Annotated in this window: 18 protein-coding genes; 15 read left to right on the top strand and 3 right to left on the bottom strand. The window is 63.4% G+C overall.

What is annotated here, in order from left to right:
- Positions 1–90 precede the first annotated feature (90 nt).
- From sigI to KJQ12_RS19190, 7 genes are all read left to right on the top strand, one after another.
- Positions 91–906, top strand: coding sequence for an RNA polymerase sigma factor SigI (gene sigI / locus KJQ12_RS19220; protein ID WP_213487059.1), 816 nt, complete (start codon positions 91–93; stop codon positions 904–906).
- Positions 903–2,717 (top strand): anti-sigma factor domain-containing protein, encoded by a 1,815-nt coding sequence (locus KJQ12_RS19215; RefSeq protein ID WP_213487057.1) that lies wholly within the window; start codon positions 903–905, stop codon positions 2,715–2,717. Before sigI ends, KJQ12_RS19215 begins: the two co-directional genes overlap by 4 nt.
- A gap of 227 nt (positions 2,718–2,944) precedes the next feature.
- The gene (locus KJQ12_RS19210; protein WP_213487056.1) at positions 2,945–4,318 is read left to right on the top strand and encodes an ATP-binding protein; all 1,374 of its coding nucleotides are present in this window, start codon (positions 2,945–2,947) and stop codon (positions 4,316–4,318) included.
- Positions 4,319–4,398: 80 nt separating this feature from the next.
- A complete protein-coding gene (locus tag KJQ12_RS19205; protein WP_213487054.1) occupies positions 4,399–5,940 on the top strand; it encodes a leucyl aminopeptidase in 1,542 nt (513 codons plus the stop codon).
- 32 nt (positions 5,941–5,972) lie between these two features.
- Positions 5,973–7,250, top strand: coding sequence for an MFS transporter (locus tag KJQ12_RS19200; RefSeq protein WP_213487052.1), 1,278 nt, complete (start codon positions 5,973–5,975; stop codon positions 7,248–7,250).
- 155 nt (positions 7,251–7,405) lie between these two features.
- The gene (locus KJQ12_RS19195; RefSeq protein WP_213487050.1) at positions 7,406–9,190 is read left to right on the top strand and encodes an ABC transporter ATP-binding protein; all 1,785 of its coding nucleotides are present in this window, start codon (positions 7,406–7,408) and stop codon (positions 9,188–9,190) included.
- 172 nt (positions 9,191–9,362) lie between these two features.
- Complete coding sequence (locus KJQ12_RS19190) at positions 9,363–10,160, top strand: MBL fold metallo-hydrolase (RefSeq protein WP_244860698.1); 798 nt, start codon at positions 9,363–9,365, stop codon at positions 10,158–10,160.
- Positions 10,161–10,176: 16 nt separating this feature from the next.
- Here the strand turns inward: KJQ12_RS19190 and KJQ12_RS19185 are convergent, their stop codons facing one another.
- Complete coding sequence (locus tag KJQ12_RS19185) at positions 10,177–10,578, bottom strand: YybH family protein (RefSeq protein WP_213487046.1); 402 nt, start codon at positions 10,576–10,578, stop codon at positions 10,177–10,179.
- A gap of 435 nt (positions 10,579–11,013) precedes the next feature.
- Here KJQ12_RS19185 and KJQ12_RS19180 point away from each other — a divergent pair, with 435 nt between their 5' ends.
- Entirely contained in the window at positions 11,014–13,815 is a 2,802-nt protein-coding gene (locus tag KJQ12_RS19180) for a glycoside hydrolase family 3 protein (RefSeq protein WP_213487044.1), read from the top strand.
- A gap of 237 nt (positions 13,816–14,052) precedes the next feature.
- Positions 14,053–15,156 carry a phosphodiester glycosidase family protein gene (locus KJQ12_RS19175; protein ID WP_213487042.1) on the top strand — a complete coding sequence of 368 codons (1,104 nt, stop codon included), beginning with the start codon at positions 14,053–14,055 and terminating at the stop codon, positions 15,154–15,156.
- Positions 15,157–15,213: 57 nt separating this feature from the next.
- Here the strand turns inward: KJQ12_RS19175 and KJQ12_RS19170 are convergent, their stop codons facing one another.
- Together KJQ12_RS19170 and KJQ12_RS19165 are read right to left on the bottom strand one after the other, a co-directional pair.
- Positions 15,214–15,960 (bottom strand): spermidine synthase, encoded by a 747-nt coding sequence (locus KJQ12_RS19170; protein ID WP_213487040.1) that lies wholly within the window; start codon positions 15,958–15,960, stop codon positions 15,214–15,216.
- A gap of 6 nt (positions 15,961–15,966) precedes the next feature.
- Positions 15,967–16,446 (bottom strand): glutathione peroxidase, encoded by a 480-nt coding sequence (locus tag KJQ12_RS19165; RefSeq protein ID WP_213487038.1) that lies wholly within the window; start codon positions 16,444–16,446, stop codon positions 15,967–15,969.
- A gap of 134 nt (positions 16,447–16,580) precedes the next feature.
- Between KJQ12_RS19165 and KJQ12_RS19160 the strand changes: the two genes are divergently transcribed.
- The 6 genes from KJQ12_RS19160 to KJQ12_RS19135 all read left to right on the top strand — a co-directional run.
- Complete coding sequence (locus tag KJQ12_RS19160; protein WP_213487036.1) at positions 16,581–17,684, top strand: GIY-YIG nuclease family protein; 1,104 nt, start codon at positions 16,581–16,583, stop codon at positions 17,682–17,684.
- A gap of 114 nt (positions 17,685–17,798) precedes the next feature.
- The gene (locus KJQ12_RS19155) at positions 17,799–18,758 is read left to right on the top strand and encodes an aldolase catalytic domain-containing protein (protein WP_213487034.1); all 960 of its coding nucleotides are present in this window, start codon (positions 17,799–17,801) and stop codon (positions 18,756–18,758) included.
- Positions 18,759–18,803: 45 nt separating this feature from the next.
- Positions 18,804–19,373 (top strand): hypothetical protein, encoded by a 570-nt coding sequence (locus KJQ12_RS19150; RefSeq protein ID WP_213487032.1) that lies wholly within the window; start codon positions 18,804–18,806, stop codon positions 19,371–19,373.
- A 120-nt stretch (positions 19,374–19,493) separates the two neighbouring features.
- On the top strand, positions 19,494–20,873 hold the full coding sequence (locus KJQ12_RS19145) for a VWA domain-containing protein (protein ID WP_213487030.1): 1,380 nt from the start codon (positions 19,494–19,496) through the stop codon (positions 20,871–20,873).
- Between the two features lie 879 nt (positions 20,874–21,752).
- A complete protein-coding gene (gene pxpB / locus KJQ12_RS19140; protein ID WP_244860697.1) occupies positions 21,753–22,646 on the top strand; it encodes a 5-oxoprolinase subunit PxpB in 894 nt (297 codons plus the stop codon).
- The coding region (locus KJQ12_RS19135; protein ID WP_425315993.1) for a 5-oxoprolinase subunit C family protein at positions 22,613–23,053 on the top strand (441 nt) is incomplete at its 3' end. The genes pxpB and KJQ12_RS19135, both read left to right, overlap by 34 nt.

Raw genomic sequence — 23,053 nt, 5'->3', positions numbered from 1 at the left:
CTTCCAAAGCGGACGGCGGCAGCCGTTATTGCCCGCACCCCCCGAAAAATGGACGGGCCTGCGAAGGTTATCTGATTAGAGGTGGAGCGGTTGTTACTTCTACTGATCAAGCGGCTGTTCGGCAAGCCCGGATCCGGCGGAAACGCGCGGAATGGCGCGCAGGAACCGCCGGAGACGGTCGTGGCCCGCATCCGGGCAGGGGACGACGCGCTCCGCGAATCGTTCATCGCGGACTACCGCCCCTATATCGCCAAAGCGGCAAGCCGCTTCTGCAAACGATATATCGATCCGTCGCGCGATGATGAATACAGCATCGCCCTTGCCGCGTTCAATGAGGCGATCGACGGCTACGATGACAACGCCGGAAAATCGTTTCTCGGTTTCGCCGACACGGTCATCCGCAGACGTCTGATCGACTATGTCCGCAAGGAGCAGCGCCACGCCCGGTCTCTGCCGATGAGCGCGTTCGAAGGCGAGCAGAGCGGCGAATCGCCCGTGAACGCCGCGGAGACGGCAGGCGCGATGGACGCGTATGTCGCCGAACGGCTGTCCGAATCCCGGCGGCTGGAGATCGAAGCGCTGGCCGAGCGGCTTGAGCGATGCGGCATCTCGTTCACCGATCTCGCTGACCGGTCGCCCCGGCATGCCGACTCCCGCGCCATGCTGCTCGGCATCAGCGCGGAGCTGGCGAGCCGGCCCGAACTGATGGCCGTCATGGAGCGGCACGGCCGTCTGCCGATCAAGGAACTGATGGAATACTGCCAGGTATCGCGCAAGACGCTTGAGCGAAACCGGAAATATATCATGGCGACCGCCCTGATTCTGTCGGGCGACTTTCCGTTGTTGCAGTCCTATTTACAGCCGGCCGTGCAGGAAGCGGCGGCATCGAGGGAGGTGGGATCGTGAGAAGGGGAATCGTCATGGCCGCGAATCGGCGCAGCCTGGTCGTCCTGACGCCGGAAGGCGAATTCGTGGAAGTGCCCGGCAGCCCGGGAGAGGTCGGCGAGGAGATCGGCTTTTCGCTGCTGCGCCGGGCGGCATTGCACCGACGGCTCCTGCTTACCGCCTCCGCGGCCGCCGTCCTGCTCCTTATGGCTTTCGCGCTGCCGAGGTTGTCGATTTTCGATGAACCGAAGGTCGCGGCCTATGTGGCGATCGACATCAATCCGAGCGTCGAGATCGGCGTGGACAAGCGCCGCAGCGTCGTTGAGCTCCTTGCGCTCAATCCGGACGGCGAGCGGGTGATCGAAGGCGTCGAATACAGGAAAAGGCCGGTCGGCGAGGTTGCGGCGGACATCATTCGCAACGCGGAGGAAGCGCAATATTTGCAGAACGGCGGCGAGGTGTTCGTCACCAGCATGGCGGCGGCTGGCACGGCCGAACAGTTCGAAGAGGAACTGATGCAGGAGATCGGTCAGGCCCTTCATGCGGCGGCGGTGCAGCATGCCGTCGTGAATGACGTGACGGTCGCAGCCGGGACGGATGCGGGAGATCCGGGATCGGATTCCGGATCGAAATCCGAATCGCAACCCGGATCGGTATCGAAGCCGGGATCGAAAGCGGCCGCGGATGTCCCCGCTGAATCGGATCCGGCCTTGAGGAGCAAGCCGAACGCGGCATCCGGACCCGACATTGAGGTGACGATCGTCCGCGCACCGGGCGAACTGCGGGAAAGGGCGCAGGCGAACGGCGTCTCGCCGGGCAAGATGGCCGTCTATCTGCTGGCGGAAAAGCAGGGGCTGCCGATCTCGCTGGATGATCTCAAGAAGGGATCGATCCGGCAGGCGGTCGAGCCGTACGGCGGTATCTCCGGATTGCTCGGCGACGGGCAGTCGGACGAAGAGCGGAAACGCGAACTGGCCGACCTGCTGGCCAAAGAGACGGCGAAAGCGCAAAACCATTCCGCGGGTTCAGGCAATGGCCAAGCGGCATCGGCGAACGCCGGGAAGAAGGCTTCCGCGGACGCGGGCAAGAAAGCGTCAGCCAACGCCGGCAAGAAGGACAAGCCGGCAGCCCGGTCGAACGAGAAGTCCGGCAAGGCGAAGAAATCCGAGGAGAAGGCGGAAGTTCGGCAGTCCGCAGGTCTGTTCGCATGGCAGGCGGCCTGGAAGGCGGAGCAGGCGTACGGCCGGAACCTGCGCGAGGCTGTGTCGAATAACCGCAAGCCGGAACGGCAGACGCCGGATTGGCGGCAACAGCGCGAGGCCGAGTCGTCCGTTCGCACATCAGAGCGGCAGACATTCGGCCGGAAGCTGCAGCAGCAGGAGGAGCAGAAGAGACAGCAAGAGCAGCAAAAACAATGGGAGCAGCGAAAGCGGGAACAACAGAAACAGCCGGAGCTGAAGCTGCGGCAGGAGCGGGAGAAGCGCCAGGAACAAAAGCATCAGGAACAGCAGAAGCAGAGGCAGCAGGAGCAGAAAAAGCAGCAAGCGCATAAACAGCAAAATCGACAAGATCAGAAACAGCAGAAGCAGCAAGAGCAGAATCGGCAAAAACAACAGGAGCAGTATCAACAGAAAAGGAGCTCAAACGACAAATATCGGAGTTATGGACAAAATTCCCGCGGCCGGCATGACGGAGCAGGCGAGCGGAAGGCGGAACGGCAGCAGGACGATCGACCCGGCTCCCGGGATGTTCAAATGGCCGGATTTATGCGGTCCGGAGCAGATTCCGCCGCTTATGCCGGAGGCGAAGGTCCGGGTCCCAGGCGGCAATGAGCGGCCCGGACCAGGAAGGAAGACATGGCTTAAGCGACCACACAAATCGACAAACTCTTCGGTTGACACGCTGTCATGCCCGTCTCTATGATTAGGGTAACCGAGGTTTGGAATGACTGCGCATCCAGGATCAACATCGGAGGCGATGCCGATTGGTTTGGATGGCGGGCGGAAGCCTTTGCCCAGGTGCCGACTTTTCCGTCCGGAATGCGGAGGAGGGCGGTTTGATGTTGTCGACCAGCAGGCGTTATTTTCCCGCGCTTGCAGCCTATTTGCGAACCGAATCGCCGGTCTCGCTTCAGAATGCGGTCGAATTGGGCCGTACATTGGAGGGGGTTCAGCCGGAAGATATCGTCGCGATGCACCACGCCGCCGTACAGATGCTGATTGCCAATGCGGAGCCGGAGGAAGCGCTGGGCATCTATGACCGGTCGTTTCCGTTTCTGATCGAAACCATGACGGCTTTCCGCGGCAAGAAACTGCAAACCGGACCGACGTTTGAATGGTACACGGAAATGAAGGAGCAGCTGAACCGCTCGCGCCGCTCGGTTGTTGATGTCAAAAACAAGTATGAAAGCGTTCTGCAGCACATGGACAGCGGCATCGCTCTGTTTGACAGCGAAGGCACGCTGTCCTTCATCAATCTGCAGATGGCGAAGTTGCTCGACGTTCCGAGGAAAACGCTTGCAGGCTGCAACCTGCGCAACATTCTTTTCCACCCGCAGCTCAAGCGTTCCGTCAAACGGATGATTCTCCGGATTTGCAAGGAAATGGTGCTGAAGCGCTCCCGGTATTTCGAAATGCAGGACGCGCAGGGGCGCCATCTGCTCATCACCATCACGTACGGCGACCAACTGGACGGCCAATATCTGGTCAGTGTCAAGGATGTGTCCGAGTTCAAGCAGATCGAGCAGACGGCCTATCAGAACGACAAGCTCGCCATGCTCGGCAAAATCGCGGCATCCATCGCGCACGAGATCCGCAACCCCCTCACGTCGATCCGCGGCTTCATTCAACTGCTCAGGCCGCATCTGATGACGCTCGGCAAAGAGGAATACGCGCGCATCATCCTCGACGAGATCGACCGCGCGAACGACATCATCTATGAATTTCTCAACTCGAGCAAGCCGACCGCACCGATGGCGCAGATCGTCACCATTGAATCGCTGCTGAAGGAAGTCATGCTGCTGTCGGAGAGCGAAGCGATCATGCGAGGCTGCCAGATGCATCTTGAAGCGTACGACGCACAGGCGAAAGTATCGATCGATGTCAAGCAGATCAAGCAGGTGATGCTGAACATCGTCAAGAACGCGCTCGATGCGATCACCGAACTCGGCGGCGCAAGGAGCGGGCGCATCGACATCGTCGCACGGAAAGACGGCGCATTCGTCGAAATTTCCGTCCGCGACAACGGCAAAGGGATGGACCAGTCGACGATGAGCCGCCTGTTCGATCCGTTTTTCACGACGAAACAACAGGGCACCGGGCTGGGGCTTTCGGTCAGCTACCGCATCATCCGAAATCACGGCGGAACGATCCGGGTGAGCAGCCGTCCGGGCGAAGGAACGGAATTCAAGATCTATTTGCCTTCGGTGGATTAAAGCATTAGAATCGGGTTAGCGCCCGATTCTTTTGCTTTTTCCGGAACGGGCGAGAAGCATTGCGGTTTGGAGGATGGATCTTGGGAGTCGAACTTCATTATACAAGCGGTCTTGAGGAAGCGTTGGAATCTGCCGGGACGGTCGTCGTCTTCGCGGGACCGGAAGCCGGAGAGGCGGCCGGCAAGGCTGACGGCCCGCTTCCCCCCGCGCTGGCGGAAGCGATCGGCCGGTTCCGAACGTCCGGCCTGTTCAAGGGCGAGGCGGGCGGCACCCAGACCTTCCCGACGCTCGGGACGATGAAAGCCGGATATGTCGTGCTCGCGGGCATCGGCGACGGTACGGCCGATGCGCTGCGCCAGGCGGGAGCGGCCGCGGCGAAAGCTAGCAAGCAGCTCAAGACGGAGAACATCTGCGTCCTCATCGGCCCGGAACTGCTGAAGGGCGGGGCGGAGAAAGACGCGGAGGAGGCGGTGCGGCTTCGCGCGCAGGCGCTGGCGGAAGGCTTCATGCTCGGCGCCGCCGCCCGCGTGCCGCAGCGCCGGGAGCAGCCGGAGGAGCCGAAGCTGCGCGTCGTGTTTACGCCATCGGCAGCGGCGGACCCTTCGGCGGAGGCGTTTCAGGCGGGCATGCGCCGGGGACGGATGTTCGGCGAAGCGGTCGCCTATGCCCGCCGGCTCACGAATCTGCCGGGCAACATGCTGACGCCGGAGATGCTGGCGCTCGAAGCCGAAGCGCTGGCCAACGAATTTGAGCTCGACATCGAAGTGATCGATGAATGGACCGCGGCGGAGCTGGAGATGGGCGGGCTGCTCGGCGTCGGCCAGGGCAGCGCCAATCCGCCGCGCATGATCGTCCTGCACTATGAGGGTGCGCCGGATGCGAAGGAGAAGCTTGGCCTCGTCGGCAAAGGCATCACGTTCGACACCGGCGGCATTTCGCTCAAGCGCGCGGACGGCATGGAGGAGATGATCTCCGACATGGCCGGCGCGGCGGCGGTGCTCGGCGCGATGCGGGTGATCGCCCAAGCGAAACCCGCCGTCAACGTCGTCGCCGTCATTCCGGCGGCGGAGAACATGCCGTCCGACCGGGCGCTGAAGCCCGGCGACGTGCTCAAGACGATGAGCGGCCGGACGGTCGAGGTCGTCAACACCGACGCCGAAGGGCGGCTCGTGCTGGCCGACGGGCTGACGACCGCCATCCGGCGCGGCGCGACCCGGCTCATCGACGTGGCGACGCTGACCGGCGCCGTCATGGTCGCCCTCGGCGACGTCGCGACCGGCGCGGTGACGAACGACGACGCGTTCCTCGCCGAACTGATCGAAGCAAGCCGCAGGACGGGCGAGCGGATCTGGCAGCTGCCGTCCTGGCCGGAATACCGCAAACAACTCGAAAGCGACGCCGCCGACCTGAAGAACAGCGGCGGCCGCCATGCCGGCACGATTACGGGCGGGCTGTTCATCGGCGAATTCGCCGACAGACTGCCGTGGATTCACCTGGACATCGGCGGAACCGCCTGGATGTTCAAGGACAGAGGCTGGGACATGAAAGGGGCAACCGGCGTCATGACGCGGACGCTGGCCGAATATGTGCTGCAGCTCGGAGCGGCTCGGACAACGGCATGACGAAGACGTAACACCCGAGAAGGAGCATCGATATGCCGCAAATTGCGTTTCTGAAGGCGTTCCGCTTCCGGCGGAACGCCACCGAGCAGCGCCGCTGGCTGCAGACGTCGGTGATCGAGGGCATTCCCGCCACGATCATCGGCAACATTCTGGGCGGTCCGATTCTGACCGCCTTCCTTCTTTATTTGAAGGCGGGGTCGACGGCGGTCGGCCTCGTGCTCGCCATCCAGTCGCTCGCGAACATCGTGCAGGTGTTCGCCGCGTTCTTCATGCAGCGGATGGAGAACCGGAAATTCTGGATGGCGCTGTCCGGGATTCTGCACCGGATGTTCTGGGTGCTGACCGGACTGATTCCCGTGCTGCTGCCGGTGCCGGCGCGCGTGCCGGCATTCGTCGCGCTGTTCGCCTGCTCGTTCATCAGCGCCGCCGTGAGCGGCGTCGTCTGGTCTTCGCTCATGAGCGACATGGTCCCGGCGCAGGTGCGCGGACGCTATTTCGGCGTGCGGAATACGGTGCACTGGGCGTTCGCCAGCATCGCGCTGCTCCTGTCGGGTCAAATTCTGGAAAGCGCCGGTTCCCCGGCAGCCGGATTCGCCATCCTGTACTTGACGGCGGCAATCTGCACGGTATGGAACGGAATCATGCTGCTCCGCTATCCGAATCTGCCGTTCGAGAAATCGCAGGAGACATCCGGCGTCGGCCGGCTGCTGAAGCCGGTCCGCGACCGGGCGTTCATGACCGCGACCGGATTCATCGCGCTGTTCATCCTGATCCAGAACGCGGCCGTGCCGCTGTTCTCCTACGTCATGCTGGATATACTCGGGGTCAGCTACACGGCGGTTACGGTCGTCACGACCGTCCAGATGATCGTCATGATGATCAGCTACTACGCCTGGGGAAGCCTGAACGCACGGTATCCGGCCTTCACGCTGCTTCTGTGCAGCCTGCCGTTCATCGCGCTCGCGTGCCTGCTGTGGGCGGGGCTTGCGTTCCTGCCCGTGCTCGCCGTGCTGGTGCTGGTCCACATTGCCCTCGGGATCGGACAGGGCGGATACAATCTGCTGAACTTCACCTTCCTGATCGGCGATACGCCGAAGGCGGACCGGCCGATGTATATCGCCGTATTCGCGGCGGCCACCGGACTTATGGGATTCGTCGGACCGCTCATCGGCGGCATCCTCTACGACGCCATCGCCGGCGGCCCGGCCTGGATGGGACAGTACGGCATCTCGATGTTCACGGGACTGATCATGATGGCGCTGGCGGGAGCGGGACCGTTCATTCTGTCGGCTTCCCGGGTTCCCCGGTGATTTTTGCGGATTTTCATGCATTTTATCCATGATTTCTGAGACTTGTGCAGTAGACGCGCAGGCGCACCGGGGGTAAAATGGGACTCGTATTGTGACAATTGTGCGAAGGATTCCGGACAGAGAACGGCATCGCCGATAATGGAGTGGGAGGCAGCATGGGCATACGGAGCATGGAAACGCCTGATTTCGAACGCGTGTTCATGGACGCGGGCGGCCGCAAGGGCCGGCCGTTCAGGACGTTGTGGAGGCTTTATCGGGGACAGCGCATCAATCTGCTGCTGTCGCTTCTCTTTTTCATCATCAAACATTCGCCCGTATGGATCATGTCGGTGCTCACCGCGGACATGATCAACATCATCAGCCGGCCGGATGCCGATCTGAAGTGGTTCTGGATCGACGCGGCCGTCCTGTTCGCCGTCGTGCTGCAGAACGTCGCCACGCAGACGCTGCACGTCAGCTTCATGAGCCGCTCCTCGCGGCTGATGGAAGCCGGGCTGCGCGGCACGATGATGCGCAAGCTGCAGCATCTGTCCATGTCGTACCACAGCGAGCTGCGCTCGGGCAAAATGCAGGCGAAAGTGCTGCGGGACGTCGAGCAGATCGAACTGCTCAGCAAGCAGGTCATGTATTCGTTCGTGCCGGCGATCCTGAACATCATCGCAGCCGTGACGATCGCGGCCGCCACGAGCCTGGCCGTCGCTTCGCTGTTCGTCGTGCTGCTGCCGTTCGCGGGCGGACTCGTCTATTTCTTCCGCAACAAAATCCGCCAGCGCAACCGGGACTTCCGGCGTCAGATCGAGGAGATGTCCGGCGCCGTGGCCGAGTCGGTCGAGATGCTGCCGGTGACGAAGGCGCACGGGCTCGAAGACATCGAGATCGAGAAAGTGAACGGCACGCTCTACAATCTGCGCGGCAAAGGGTACCGGCTCGACATCACGGAAGCGGTGTTCGGCGCCTCGGGCTGGGTGACGTTCACGCTGTTCCAGGTCATCTGTCTCACGTTCACCTGCATGCTGGCTTATCAGGGCCGGATCCAGATCGGCGACGTCGTCATGTACCAGGGGCTGTTCGGTACGATCATGATGTCGATCAACAACCTGATCAACGTCTATCCGCAGTTCGCCAAAGGGTTCGAGTCGATTCACTCCGTCACCGAAGTGCTCGCCTCGACCGAGACGGACGAATATCAGGGCACGAAGGTACCGGGCAGCATCCGCGGCGAATTCCGTTTCGAGAATGTCCGCTTCCACTACAAAGATACGGACAAACACGTGCTGAACGGCTTCACGCTGGACGTGAAGCCCGGCGAGACGATTGCGCTCGTCGGCGAATCCGGCGCGGGCAAGTCGACCGTGCTCAATCTGGCGATCGGCTTCTATCGGCCGACCAGCGGCCGCATCCTGCTCGACGGCGTGCCGTTCGACGAGCTGGACATGCGCGCCTACCGCCGGCAGATCGCGGTCGTGCCGCAGAACACGGTGCTCTTCTCCGGCACGATCCGCCAGAACATCACGTATGGTCTTACGAATGTGTCGGAGGAAGAGCTCGAGCGCGTCATCCGGATGGCGAACCTGCAGGACGTCATCGCCGCCATGCCCGACGGGCTGGACACGATGATCGGCGAGCACGGCGGCAAGCTGTCCGGCGGCCAGCGGCAGCGGATCGCGATCGCGCGCGCGATGATCCGCAATCCGCGCATCATCTTCCTCGACGAAGCGACCTCCGCGCTCGACAACATCTCGGAGTTCGTCGTCCAGAAGGCGATGCGCGAACTGATCCGCGGCCGGACGACGTTCATCGTCGCGCACCGGCTGTCGACGATACGCGACGCCGACCGGATCGTCGTCATGAAGAACGGCCGCATCCAGGAAGTCGGCAGCTACGAAGAGCTGATGCAGCGGCGCGGGGAGTTCTATCAATTGAAACAGCTGCAGGCGTGACAATCGTTCGGCGAAGTCCGGAAAATACAGGGATTTTAATCCTGTATTTCCGGGCTTTTTTTCGTTTGGTGAGGGTGCAGGTGGACGGGGCCGCTTTTCGGGTGGTAACATTGAAAGAAAATGCCAGAAAACGGATCGGAGCGTGGATGGAGTGGGAGAGAAACGTACAGCGGTGGAGCTTTTTCAGAGCGCATTGTACAAGACGAATGCCGCGGTGATCGCGACCGAGGATCTGGTGCTCGTCGTCGACCCGTGCTGGCTGCCCGGGGAAGTGGAGCGGATCCGGGCGCATGCCGAAGCGATCCGGAACGGACGGCCGGTCTATCTGCTGTTCACCCATTCGGATTTCGACCATATTCTCGGCTGGGGCGCCTTCCCCGGCGCTTCCGTTATCGCGAGCGAAAGCTTCGCGGCCAAGCCCGGGAACGAGCGGGAAAAGATCCTCGAAGAGATCCGCGCCTTCGACGACGGCTATTATCTGGACCGGGACTACCCGATCGCTTACCCGGCCGTTGATCACGTCATCTCCGGCGACGGCGCTGTGCTGGAGATCGGCGGGACGCGCCTTGTTTTCTACCAGAGCCCGGGCCACAACCCGGACGGACTGTTCACGGTTGTCGAGCCGCTCGGCGTCTGGATCGCCGGCGACTACCTGTCCGATGTCGAATTTCCGTTCATTCATGCCGACAGCCGGCAGTACGAGGAATCGCTCGCGAAGGTGGAACCGATCCTCGGCCGGCACCGGGTGAATCTGCTGATCCCCGGGCACGGCGCCTGCACATCGGATGTCGATGAAATCCGGCGGAGGCGGGACAGGGACATCGCGTATATCACGCGTCTCCGGGAGTCGGTCAGGGCGGGCGACCAGGCGGCAATCGACGCGCTGATCGACGGTTACGCCTATCCGCGGAACATGCGGGACTATCACCGGAAGAACCAGGAGCGCATCCGCGGCGAGCTCGGTCTCTGAGTCCCGGCCTCGCGCGTTACGGCTGACCGCCGCCGAAGGGATGGTCGACGATATAGCGCCAGGTGCCGTCCGGCTGCCGCCTGACGATTTCCGAGGTGCAGCTCTCCATCTGGATCGGACGGCCGTCCGGACCTTGGGCCCGAAAGACAAAGTGTCCGCGCAGCAGGGCGATGTTTTCGAAGCGGATACAGTGGACGTTGCGGGATTCCATGCGGCCGTTCTGCCGCAACAGATCCTCCAGCTCGATCCGGATCTGCCCGGTTCCCCGCAGCGGGTTGCCGTTCGGCTGAATGAGCACGGCGCCGGGTTCGTACAAGGCAAGCACACGTTCGATGCTGCCGGAGTTGCAGGCTTCCGCGAACGCGGCGTTCATGTCTTCCGGATTCATGACCGGATTCGGTTGGGCGGATGGTTTCATGCCGGACGCCTCCTTCAATGGCATGTTGTCGTTTGCAGTGTATCTGATTTTGATCAACCCGGGAAGTACGCAGAATATGATGACTTTGTCAGCAAAAGCTGACCGCGGGAGGCGTGAAATCAAGATGCCTTATCAAGACGGAGTGTACGGCTGTCCGCGATTTTTTGGCCGATGCGGCCGGTCAAACGGGCAGCGTCAATTGGGGGGGGCGGGTTCAGCCTGGACAACCGCGGAGAAGTGAGGATTCAGTACCTGTCCAGCGGAGAAATGCTGATCACTGCTTTTCCGCCGTTTCGAGCATATAAGATTGACGACCCGGCGTTTGCGGCTGTCGTCAGCGAATGGATGAACGCGCCGGTGGACAGGGCATTGCAACCAGAATCTGCTATAATGGTGTCGAACAGAATCTAATGAATTGACCAGGGAGGGGCGGCTTTGGACACAGCAAAATACGGCATCCCGCTGCCGGGATTCGCCGAATTCTGTCGGAAGGTCGCGGCGGAAGGCGCAGTATTGTTGAAGAACGACGGACAGGTGCTGCCGCTTCGGCCGGGCGACAACGTCGCCGTCTTCGGGCGCTGTCAAATCAACTATTACCGCAGCGGCACCGGATCGGGCGGCAGCGTGAATGTGCCGTACACGACGAATCTGCTGGACGGCCTCCGGAGCAAGAAGCAGATTCGCGTCAACGAGGAGCTGGCGTCCGTCTACGCGCGGTGGATCGAGGAGAACCCGTTCGACAACGGCGGCGGCGGATGGGCGGCCGAGCCGTGGCATCAGAAGGAAATGCAGCTGACGGACGAATTGGTGGCGGCCGCCCGGGCCGTGTCGAACAAGGCGGTCGTCGTCATCGGCCGGACGGCGGGCGAGGACAAGGACAACGTCATCGAACCGGGAAGCTGGCTGCTGACCGATGACGAGCTGGCGATGCTGGAGCGGGTGACGGCGCATTTCGAGCAGACGGCCGTCGTGCTCAACGTGTCGAACATCATCGACATGAGCTGGCTGGACAGCGGGCGCTTCAAGCATCCGATCCCGTGCGTCATCTACGCATGGCACGGCGGGATGGAAGGCGGCAACGCGATCGCCGACGTGCTCGCGGGCGATGTGACGCCGAGCGGCAAGCTGACCGACACGATCGCCCGGTCGATCGACGATTACCCGTCGACGCGCAATTACGGGGACGAGTTCCGGAATTATTACCAGGAAGATATCTACGTCGGGTACCGCTATTTCGAGACATTCTGTCCGGACAAGGTGCTGTTCCCGTTCGGGTACGGCATCTCCTACACGACGTTCCGGATCGAGCCCGAAGAGGCGAGACTGGCCATCCGGGACGGAGAAAAAAGGATCTCCCTGGGCGTCACCGTCACCAACACCGGCACGGAATACGCGGGGCGGGAGGTCGTGCAGCTTTATTACGAAGCGCCGCAGGGCAAGCTGGGCCGTCCGGCGCGCGAATTGGCAGCGTTTGCAAAGACGCGGCTGCTGGGGCCCGGCGAGTCGGAGCGGCTTGTGCTCGAGTTCCCGGTGCGCCGAATGGCCGCCTACGACGACGGCGGCGCGACGGGGCACCGGTCCGCCTACGTGCTGGAAGCGGGGACATACGTCCTGCATGCCGGGACGAGCGTCCGGGACGCGGCCCCCGTCCGCTTCGAGGGCGGGGAAGGCTATGCCGTGCCCGAGCTCGTTGTCGTGGAGCAGCTCGAAGAAGCGCTGGCGCCGACCGAACCGTTCAAGCGGATGAAGCCGGGGGCGCGCAAGGCGGACGGCACGTATGAGCTGGCATACGAAGAGGTGCCGACGCGCCGCATTTCGCTCGCCGAGCGGATCCGGGAGCGGCTGCCCGAGCCGATTCCGTATGCCGGCGACCGCGGCTATACGCTGCGGGATGTCGAGGCGGGCAAGGTGAGCCTGGAAGACTTCGTCGCCCAGCTGACCGACGAAGACCTGGCCGTCCTCGTCCGCGGCGAAGGCATGATCAACCCGCTGGTTACGCCGGGCACGGCTTCCGCCTTCGGCGGCCTGAGCGACCGGCTGTTCCAGAAGTTCGGCGTGCCGATCGGCTGCACGGCCGACGGCCCGTCGGGCATCCGCATGGACAGCGGGCACCAGGCGACGCAGGTGCCGATCGGCACGCTGCTGGCGGCCACCTGGGATGTTGAACTGGTGGAAGAGCTGTACGTGCTCGAAGGCAAGGAACTGGTCAGCAACGACATCGACGTGCTGCTCGGTCCCGGCATGAACCTGCGGCGCAACCCGCTGAACGGCCGGAACTTCGAATATTTCTCGGAAGATCCGCTCGTGACGGGCCTGTTCGGCGCGGCCTGCGTGCGGGGCATCATGCGCGGCGGCTCGAACGCGACGCTGAAGCATTTCGCCTGCAACAACCAGGAGAAATATCGGACGAAGGTCAACGCGGTCGTCTCGGAACGCGCGCTGCGCGAACTGTATTTGCGCGGTTTCGAAATCGCGGTGAAGCAGGGCGGCGCGAACGCGATCATGACGGCCTACAATCCGGTCAACGGCGTCTGGACGGCGTCGAACTACGATCTGAACACGACGATTCTGCGCGGAGAATGGGGATTTGAGGGCATCGTCATGACCGACTGGTGGGCGAGCATGAACGATCCCGTGGAAGGCGGCGAATCCAGCCGGCAGAATACGGCGGCCATGGTGCGCGCGCAGAACGATCTGTACATGGTCGTGCCGAACTACGGCGCGGAGACGAACGCGATGGGCGACAATACGATGGAAGCGCTGGCGGCCGGCAAGCTGACGCGCGGCGAACTGCAGCGCAGCGCCCTGAACATCCTCCGCTTCCTGATGCAGGCGCCGGTGTTCCGGCGCAAGCAGGAGCCCGAGAAGACGTTCGAAGCTTCTCCGGCCGATCCCGCGCAGGCGCCTTCGCCGGATAAGGTGCAGTCGGCTGACGGGCAGCATCAGATCAAGCTGCCCGCGGACGGCCCGGCGTGGCTTTCGATCAGCCGGTCCGGCGAATACCGGATGCTGGCGGGCGTCATGTCGCCGGAGTTCTTCACGGCCCAGAGCGCGTGCAACGTGTATCTGAACGGCCGGCTCACGGCGACGGTGCAGACGAATGGCACGGCCGGCCAGTGGATTCCGCGGAAACTGGCGAAGGTTCGGCTGGAAACGGGGCTTTACGAGCTCAGGGTCGAACCGGTCAAGGCGGGCATCCAGGTGGATTGGATCGCGTTCAAACCGATCGAAGCGTAGTTTTCGGACAGCCCGGGATTCGGCATTTGCCGGATGCCCGGGTTTTTTTCTCGGCCGGAAGGCGGGCTTGCCTCATAAGCGGCGACCGAACGGGAAGAAAGTCTCAGTTTCGTGGAAGCATTTTCCGATATATATACCGTCAATCTACACCAACACATGACATGGAGTGGGAAAAAATTGGAATATCTCAGAAGCGGATGTCGCAAAATTGCATCAGCAATCGTCGCAGCAAGTCTCATGTTCGCCGCGTCGGCCACGGCCCTTCAGGCCGGACCGAAACAATTCGCCTATCTGGATGAGGATACCGGCAGGACGTTCGTCCCGCTGCGGCTGATGGGCGAATACGCCGGAGCGGCGGTCGACTGGCAGCCGGAGGCGGAGCGGATCGTCCTCCGCAAGGAAGGCAAGGAGATCGTGCTGCATCTCGGCCGGTCCGAAGCCGGCATCGGCAGCGAGGCCATGCCGCTTGACGCGCCGCCGTTCGCGCTGGACGGCGTAACTTACGTCCCGCTGCGGTTCGTCGGCACCGCCCTGGGGCTGTCGGTCGAATGGCAGAAGGAGATCAATGCGGTGCGCATTGCGCAGCAGGACGGAGATGTCCGGCTTCCGGTCGTGCCGCTCGGCTCGATCCGGACGGACAAATCGCCGATCGTCCATGAATCGCGTACGTTCCAGGTGGGCGGCAAGTCGTTCAAGGCGCAGATCATCACCATCTCGCTCATGGACCCGCGCGTCGAGCTCGATGTCGTGCCGGCCGGCGGCAAGATCGGCCGGACGGAAGCGCTGAGCAGCATCGCCGAGCGTCACGGCGCGATGGTCGCGATCAACGGCGCGTTCTTCGACGCTTATACGGAATCGGACATCAAAATGCCGTACGGATGGATCATGAACGACGGCGAAGTGCTGAACCGGGGCACCGGCGAAGTCCGCGCCACGTTCATCTATGACAAGAACAACCTGGCGGAAGTGGCGGATGGCGGCGATATGCCCGGGCTTATCCGGGAAGGGAACATCGACGGCGCGATCCAGGCGGGACCGCGGCTTGTGCGGGACGGCAAAGTGGATCTGGACGTCGAGGGCGAACGCTTCCGGGACCCGAAGATTCTGACCAGCAGCGGAGCGCGCAGCGCCCTCGGCATTACCCGCGACCACAAGCTGATGCTGGTCACGGTCCCGGCGGCGACGATTCCGCAGCTCGCGGAGATCATGCGCCAGGCGGGCGCCTGGCAGGCGATGAACCTCGACGGCGGCGCATCGAGCGGTCTGTACTACAACGGGAAATATGTGACGACGCCCGGCCGGCTGCTCAGCAACGTGCTCATCGTGAAGCTGGAACGCTGAATTCCGGAACTGCCGCCCGGGACGGGTGATGCCGGCTTCGCCCGGCCGGCTGCCGCTTCAATCGGGGCGGTCGCGCAGGACGAACCCCGGTTCCGGTGCGAACGGACGGAATCCGGCCATCGCTTCGGCGGTGAAGGCGATCGGCCGGCTGCTGCCCGCAAGCAGCACATTGCCGTACGCGCGGCCGGGCGATTCCGGCAGGAAAAAGGCGGCGGTGTGGCGGAACGCTTCGGCCAGGGATGCGTGGATGGACGCGATGCGGCGGTCGCCGCGCATCCTGCCGGCCAGATTGAGGAGCACAAGGCCCGGACCGCGCAGCCTGCGGCCGGCCATGCGGAAACATTCGGCCGTCGTCAGATGACGCGGCGTGCCGTCCTTCGTGAACGCGTCGATCAGGACGACATCGAGCGAAGCCGGCGGCTCCGCATCCAGCACCGCGCGTCCGTCGCCGACGACGACATTGTCCCACGGGTATCCGAAGTATTCCCGGCTCAGCGCCACGACCCGTTCGTCGATCTCGGCGATCGTGAACTTGTTGCCGGGGTATCGGGCCGGAATGGTGCCGATGCCGTGGCCGATCATGAACGCCCGTTCGAATCCCGGCGCATTCCGCTCCATCAGATGGATGAGCGCCCGGGGATATTCCAGCACGATCCGGCCGGGATCTCTGAGGTCGATCGCTCCCTGCACCGCTTCATCGGCAAAGCGGAGGCAGCGGAACCGGCCGGTCTTTCCGAACAAGGCGCCCGTCTCAAAGACGGTGATCTCGTTCCAGGGCGTTGTCTCGTATGCGAGCCGTTGCATGGCCCATCACATCAGCTTGCGGATATCCGCTTCGATCTTCTGCGGCTCCACGGTCGGCGCGTACCGTTTGACCACGTTGCCCTTGCGGTCGACGAGAAACTTCGTAAAGTTCCACTTGATGGCTTCCGAGCCGAGAAAACCGGATTTCTGGCGCTTGAGCAGACGGAACAGCGGATGCTGGTTCGGGCCGTTCACGTCGACTTTGGCGAACAGCGGGAACGTGACGCCGAAGTTGAGCGAGCAGGCCGACGCGATCTCGGCGTCATCCCCCGGCTCCTGACCGGCAAATTGGTTGCACGGGAACCCCAGCACGGCAAACCCCTGATCCTTGTACTTCTGATAAAGCTCCTCCAGCCCCGTGAACTGCGGCGCGAATCCGCAGCGGGTGGCGGTGTTGACGATCAGCAGCACCTGTCCTTCGTACTCCGACATGGCAATGTTCCGGCCGTCAATCGTTTTGACCTCGATGGCGTAGATTTCCGACATGCGGCACCATCCTTCCCGGCTTGATTTTGGTATGATTGTAGCTGTCGGGAGATAAGCCGTCAACGCGAGCGGAGAACGGTTGCCGAAGTTGTCACCGTAATGCGGAGTATCGTGGATGGGAAGGAGCGCCGGCGATGCCGTTCGAATTTCAACCGCACAGGTATCCGGAGCGGCCGGGCTGTTACATCATGCGCGGCGAAGACGGGCGCGTGCTCTACATCGGCAAGTCCGTCAATCTGCGCGGCCGGCTCCGCTCCTATTTCCATCAGCCGCAGAGAAGCCCCCGGTTCCGCGAACTGGTCCGAAACGTGGCCGCCATCGAGATCATCCTTGCAACGAACGAGACGGAAAGCCTCACGCTCGAAAACCATCTGATCAAAATGCACCAGCCGCCCGTCAACCGCGCCCTGAAGCGGGAAGACAGCGGGTTCGGCGAACTGGTGCTGACGAGCGGGCCGTATCCGATGCTGCGGGCCTGCTTTCGCAGCCGCAGAGGCGACCGGCCGGAACCGGATGACGACGGAGCCGTCGTCCGGTTCGGTCCCGCCGGCGAATGGTGTTTGAAGACGCTCGCCGAATTTTTGAGCGATCGCTTCCGGCTTCGAACATGCGATCCGATGCCGGATGAGGTCTGCTTCCGCTGGCACCTCGGCCGCTGCGGCGGCGTCTGCGTGGGATTGCAGACGGAGGAGGAGTACGCGGGGCAGGCGCGGTATGTTGCGGAGTTGCTCGCAGGAGACGGCAGCGGGCTGGCCGGGCTGCTGCGGGCCGAGATGGAGCGGAGCGCGGATCGGCTCGATTTCGAGCGGGCGGCGGAGCTGCTGCGCCTGATCCGCGCGCTGGAACGCGAGACGGACGCGCAGGTCGTCGACCTGAAAACGCGCCATGATCAGGACGTGCTGTATCTCGGGGAGGACGGGATGCTGATCGCCCGGATCAAGCGCGGCATGCTGTCGGCGATGGAATATCGGGGGGCGGAGCGCATCGGCGGGATGCCGGACGATCGCGCAATCGTCGAATATTATGCGGGTGCGGGGGCGCCTGTCCCGGATGAGCTGATCGTCAACCGGATCGGAGACGTTCGCGGGACGGCGGAGCGGCTTCGGCGTATGAAGGGCGCGTCCGTGCGGATCACGGTGCCGAAGCGCGGCACGAAACGCGCGCTTCTGGAGCTGTGCGAACTGAATTACGCGTACCGGCGCGAGGCGGCCGCGTCGGGCGGCGGCGTATGGGTGTAGGCGTACGTTGCGGCGGACCGGTGCTTTAATTTTGCAGAAAAGCTTTGCGTTGCGGCGATTTTTTTCGTATGATGAGGAATTATAGATCGCAACGCGAAGGAGCTGGAGAAGCCAATGACTTCCAACACCGGTCACTGCAAGATTGTCGACTGCACGATCCGCGACGGCGGGCTCGTGAACAACTGGGATTTCAGCGTCGAGTTTGTGCAAGATCTGTACCGCTGGTTGAACGAAGCCGGCGTCGACTATATGGAGATCGGGTACAAGAACTCGCCGAAACTGCTCAAAGGCGCCGATTCGGCGGGGCCGTGGCGGTTCCTCGACGACAAGTTCCTGCGCGAAGTCATTCCGCAGAAAGGCGAGACGAAGCTGTCCGCGCTCTGCGATGTCGGGCGCGTGGACGAGAATGACATTCTGCCGCGCGAAGAAAGCCTGCTCGACCTGATCCGCGTCGCCTGCTACATCCAGGATGTGGACAAGGCGCTCCGGCTCGTCGAGCTGTTCCGCCAGCGGGGCTACGAGACGACGCTGAACATCATGGCGCTCTCGAACGTCATGGAGAACCAGTTGATCGAAGCGTTCAAGGCGATCGCGGACAGCCCGGTCGACATCGTGTACATTGTCGATTCGTACGGCAGCCTGCTGCCCGACGACGTCAATTACCTGGTCGACCAGTTCCAGAAATATTTGCCGAACAAGCGGCTCGGCGCTCATATGCACAACAACCTGCAGATGGCGTTCGCGAACACGCTGCTTGCGGCCGGCAAAGGCGTGGAGCTGTTGGACGCGTCCGTGTACGGCATGGGCCGAGCCGCGGGCAACTGCCCGACCGAACTGCTCGTCGCGAAGCTGAAAAATCCGAAGTACGAAGTGCGTCCGGTGCTGCAGATGATCGAGAAACATATGATTCCGCTCCGGGAAAAAGAAGAGTGGGGCTACATCATTCCGTACATGATCACGGGGCTGCTCGACGAACATCCGCGTTCGGCGATGGCGCTCCGCAATTCGCCGGACAAGGACAAGGCGGTCGATTTCTACGACCGGCTGATGACCGTGGAGACGGTGCGCAGCTGAGGCGCTGCATCGGACTTGGATCCGGCATCGGGGGAGGGAATCGGCATGAGCTTGAGAGCGAAGGCGGAAGAATGGATGCGGCAGCTTGAAGCGCGCAGGCCGTTGCTGCCGCTTGCGCCCGAAGGTCCGGCGGACCGGACGGCGGACGAGGCGATCGGCAAGCTGCAGGCGGAAGCCGGCGATGACCCGGACGCGCAGGCGGTCGTCTCGGGCCTGCTGCTGTGGAACGGCAATCTCGACCGTTCGCACACGATCTCCCAGGGAATCGAGAATCCGACGGGGAGCTACTGGCACGGCATCATGCACCGGATGGAGGGCGACTACTGGAACTCGAAATATTGGTTCCGCCGCGTCGGCCGCCATCCGGCCATGAGCCGGCTGCATGACGCGGCCCGTGATCTGCTGGCTTCGTTCCGGCCGGGCGCCGGCGCGCCGGAAGCCGATCGATTGATCGGCAAGCTGGCGGCTGCGGGCGAGTGGGAGCCGTTCCTGTTCGTCGACGCCGTGGAGGCGCAGGTTCTGGGACGGGGCAGCGACGGCGCCCGCGCCTTGCTGGAGGAGCTGCAGCATCTGGAGATGGCGGTACTGCTGAAATACTGTCTGGAGCGCGTCTGAACCGGGCGGCTTTGCGGGATATTTTCCGCGAAGCCGCCTTTGTTTTGTTTTTGGAGAACCGCAACCTTTTTCCAGCCGGCGGCGTCTAGAGGTTAAAAAATTTTCATGGGGGGTCGGCGTATGCCGGGAAAAAGACGCATGCGCCCGGTCTGCACGGCCGGTGTGCACCGATTGCTGCTGGCGGCGGTTTTGCTTTTGTTCGTCATTCTTTCGGGTTGCTCGGGTTCGGAAAGGAACAATGCGGCTGATGGAAGCGCTTCAGGCGGACCTCGCTCGGCGTCGGATGCGGCTTCTTCCGGAGGTCATCCTCGCGCCGATTCGGCCGACCGGGCGTCGGAAGGCGAGGCGGGGGGAAGGACATCCCGGATCGCCGGGAATCCGCAGGCGGCGCCGGGGCAGCTCACGGCCGGCGAATGGCGCGACGTTGAACAGTGGGAGGACTGGCTGAATCTGCTCCGGAGCGGCGAAGGCACGGACAACAGATATTACTGGGATTATTACCGGTTCGACCGGCTCGTCGTCCGGGCCGAGGCGGGAGGGCAGCCGATCGCCGACGCCGACGTCATCGTGAAGGACGCGGACGGCCGGCTCGTCTGGCGGACGAAGACGGACATGGACGGGTGCGCCTATGCGTATGCCCGGATGTTCGAGCGGGATTACCCGGGCGTGAACGAAGACCAGGTTTCGATGACGGATCGCGCTCAGGGGCGGTACGAGGATAGGCCCAGCCGCGCGCAGCCCGGCTACGACGTGGAGGTGCGCGCGGGCGGCGAGTCGAAAATGTTCAGCCATGTGCCGATCCCGCGCGACAAGCCGCTCGTCGTTACGTTTGAACAGCGGCCCGAGCCGTCGAACGCGGTCGATCTCATGTTCGTCGTGGACACGACGGGATCGATGCAGGACGAGATCGATTTTCTGCGGGAGGAGCTCAAGGATGTCATCAACCGCGCGCGCAAGGGCGCCGGGCAGCTTGATATCGAAGTGAGCGTCAATTTCTATCGGGACCGCCATGACGATTACGTCATCAAGCCATATCCGTTCACGGCCGACATTGACGAGGCGGTGAGACGCATTGCGAGAGAGAAGGCCGAAGGCGGCGGCGACTATCCGGAAGCGGTCGAACAGGCGCTGACGAACGCGGTCAGCGGGCATGAATGGCGGCGGTCGGCGCGGACGCGCCTGCTGTTCCTCGTGGGCGACGCGCCGCCCCGGGACGAGCCGCAGATCATCGACGAACTGCACGAGGCGACGCTGGAAGCGGCGGAGCTCGGCATCCGGATCGTGCCGGTGGCTTCGAGCGGCGTCGATGTGAACACGGAGTATCTGATGCGTTTTCTGGCGGCTGCGACCGGCGGCACTTACGTATTCCTGACCGACCACAGCGGCATCGGCAACGACCATCTGGAAGCGGCGGTCGGCGAATTCGAGGTGCGCCCGCTCAACGACCTGCTGGTCGAGATCATCCGGCGCTTCGCCGGGCTGCCGGCGGAGAACGGGTAAGCAAGGTTCCGGCGCGCAAGGTGCAGGGGGCAATCGTGAAAGCGCGTGGCGCGTTCGGAGCGGACGCGTCAAGCGCCGGTGCCGTGCTTGCAGCGCCAGGGCGGCCCGTGGGCGGGGAACGAAACGGGGACGCTTTATGGATGAAAATGCCTGATGCAAAAAGAAGCCATGGATGGCGATATAACGGGAAAGGGTTTCGTTGGAGGGGCAGCGTGCCGCTCCCGTTGAAGCCGGCATGCCGCGAACCGCGCGGTGGTGCCGGCTTTTTTCTACCGCTGACCAATTAACAAACAAAGGCAGTGCCGAAGCTGCCATAACGTGGATACCACGTTACAGAGGCACGCGAAGCCAAGCAGAAGCGTCTGTAGCGTGGATACCACGTTACAGAGGTGCGCGATGCCAAGCAGAAGCGGCTGTAGTGTGGATACCACGTTACAGAGGTGCGCGGAACCAAGCAGAAGCTGCCATAACGTGGATACCACGTTACAGAGGTGCGCGATGCCAAGCAGAAGCGGCTGTAGCGTGGATACCACGTTACAGAGGTGCGCGATGCCAAGCAGAAGCGTCTGTAGCGTGGATACCACGTTACAGAGGTGCGCGAAGCCAAGCAGAAGCTGCCATAACGTGGATACCACGTTACAGAGGCACGCGGAACCGAACCGAAGGTGCTGCAATATGCATGTCACGCTGCAAAATGGTACGAGGCTAGATCAACGGCCCTGTATGTTAATTGGTCAGGCGTAGTTTTTTTGTGCGCGGACCGGCAGCGGAGGGGTGCGGCGCAGGCCTGTATGGACAGAAAGGCGAAAATAGCCGAAACTGTAAAGTGGATGTTGCAACAGGCAAGACGGAGCGAGACAGAAAAGCGGGGAGGCAAGCATGATGCGATGGGTGCCCGCGGGCGACCGGGCGATTGTGGCCATGTGGGAAGGCAGTGAAGCGGAGGCGGAATTCCGTCCGGCGGCGTGCGCGGCCCGGATCGAGGCGGCGCGGCTGCCGTGGGTCGTCGACGTCGTGCCCGCCTACGATACGGTGACGGTCGTCTACGACCCCTCGGCCGCCGCGAAGGGGGCGCCGGCCGCGGGCGGCGAGCCGGCGGTATGGCCGTACGTGGAATCGGCGCTTCGGCGCATTTTGGAGAGCGGCGATGCAGGCGCGGAGGCGAAGCCGCGCGTGGTCGAGATCCCGGTGCGTTATGGCGGCGCGGCCGGCCCCGATCTGGAAGCGTGCGCGGAGCGGGCCGGGCTGGACCCGGACGCGTTCATCGCGGCGCACGCGTCGGCGCGCTACACGGTCGCGATGATCGGATTCATGCCGGGATTCCCGTATTTGAGCGGGCTGCCGGAGCGGCTGGCGCAGCCGCGCCTGGCCGTGCCGCGGCGCCGGGTTCCGGCCGGGGCGGTCGGCATCGCGGGCGGGCAGACCGGGGTGTACCCGTTCGATTCACCGGGCGGGTGGCAGATCATCGGCCGCACCGATCTCAAGCTGTTCGATCCGCATGCCGCCGAGCCGTCCCTGCTCCGCGCCGGCGATATCGTCCGGTTCGTGCCCGTTGCGGACGGCGGCGCGCCCGGAGAGGGAGGGGAGCCCGGCGGAGGCGCTCATGGGGAAGGAAAGGCACCCGGCGGCGGCGCGCGCGGCTTGGACGGCCATTCCGGAAGGTCGGGAGCGGGCGGTGCCGGTGAGGCTTTCGGTTTCGGTACCGGGACCGATTGCGGCATCCGGAAGGAGGGACGCCGATGGGGCTCATCGTCCGATCGCCCGGGCTGCTGACGACGGTGCAGGACGGCGGAAGAGCCGGGTATCGCGCAATCGGCGTCACCGCGGGCGGCGCGATGGACGAGGCCGCGTTCCGGACGGCGAATCTGCTCGTCGGCAATCCCGAGGGAGCCGCCGCGCTGGAGATGACGCTGGCCGGCGCCGAACTGGAAGCGGCGGATGATCTGCTCATCGCGGTGACGGGCGCCGAAATGCAGCCGGCCGCGGACGGCGGCCGGCTCCCCTTCCGGCGCCCGGTATGGGTGCGGCGCGGGACGGTGATCCGGTTCGGCCGCGCCGCACGGGGCTGCCGCGCGTACGTCGCGGTCGCCGGCGGCATCGCCGTGCCGCCGGTGCTCGGCGGGCGCGGCACCGACATCCGCGCCGGCTTCGGCGGCGCGGACGGCCGGCCCCTCCGGGCC

This window comes from Thermobacillus xylanilyticus, from assembly GCF_907165215.1.
Taxonomy (GTDB): Bacteria; Bacillota; Bacilli; order Paenibacillales; family Paenibacillaceae; genus Thermobacillus; species Thermobacillus xylanilyticus.
Note: the sequence above shows the minus strand (reverse complement) of the source record. Positions and strands in the feature narration are given on the sequence as shown.

What these genes read in the sequence shown, in the direction of transcription:
- KJQ12_RS19210 (WP_213487056.1), top strand. Translation starts at nt 2,945, where the DNA reads ATGTTGTCGACCAGCAGGCGTTATTTTCCCGCGCTTGCAGCCTATTTG.
- KJQ12_RS19200 (WP_213487052.1), top strand. Translation starts at nt 5,973, where the DNA reads ATGCCGCAAATTGCGTTTCTGAAGGCGTTCCGCTTCCGGCGGAACGCC.
- KJQ12_RS19195 (WP_213487050.1), top strand. Translation starts at nt 7,406, where the DNA reads ATGGGCATACGGAGCATGGAAACGCCTGATTTCGAACGCGTGTTCATG.
- KJQ12_RS19185 (WP_213487046.1), bottom strand. Translation starts at nt 10,578, where the DNA reads ATGAAACCATCCGCCCAACCGAATCCGGTCATGAATCCGGAAGACATG.
- KJQ12_RS19175 (WP_213487042.1), top strand. Translation starts at nt 14,053, where the DNA reads ATGTTCGCCGCGTCGGCCACGGCCCTTCAGGCCGGACCGAAACAATTC.
- KJQ12_RS19170 (WP_213487040.1), bottom strand. Translation starts at nt 15,960, where the DNA reads ATGCAACGGCTCGCATACGAGACAACGCCCTGGAACGAGATCACCGTC.
- KJQ12_RS19165 (WP_213487038.1), bottom strand. Translation starts at nt 16,446, where the DNA reads ATGTCGGAAATCTACGCCATCGAGGTCAAAACGATTGACGGCCGGAAC.
- KJQ12_RS19160 (WP_213487036.1), top strand. Translation starts at nt 16,581, where the DNA reads ATGCCGTTCGAATTTCAACCGCACAGGTATCCGGAGCGGCCGGGCTGT.
- KJQ12_RS19155 (WP_213487034.1), top strand. Translation starts at nt 17,799, where the DNA reads ATGACTTCCAACACCGGTCACTGCAAGATTGTCGACTGCACGATCCGC.
- KJQ12_RS19150 (WP_213487032.1), top strand. Translation starts at nt 18,804, where the DNA reads ATGAGCTTGAGAGCGAAGGCGGAAGAATGGATGCGGCAGCTTGAAGCG.
- KJQ12_RS19145 (WP_213487030.1), top strand. Translation starts at nt 19,494, where the DNA reads ATGCCGGGAAAAAGACGCATGCGCCCGGTCTGCACGGCCGGTGTGCAC.
- pxpB (WP_244860697.1), top strand. Translation starts at nt 21,753, where the DNA reads ATGATGCGATGGGTGCCCGCGGGCGACCGGGCGATTGTGGCCATGTGG.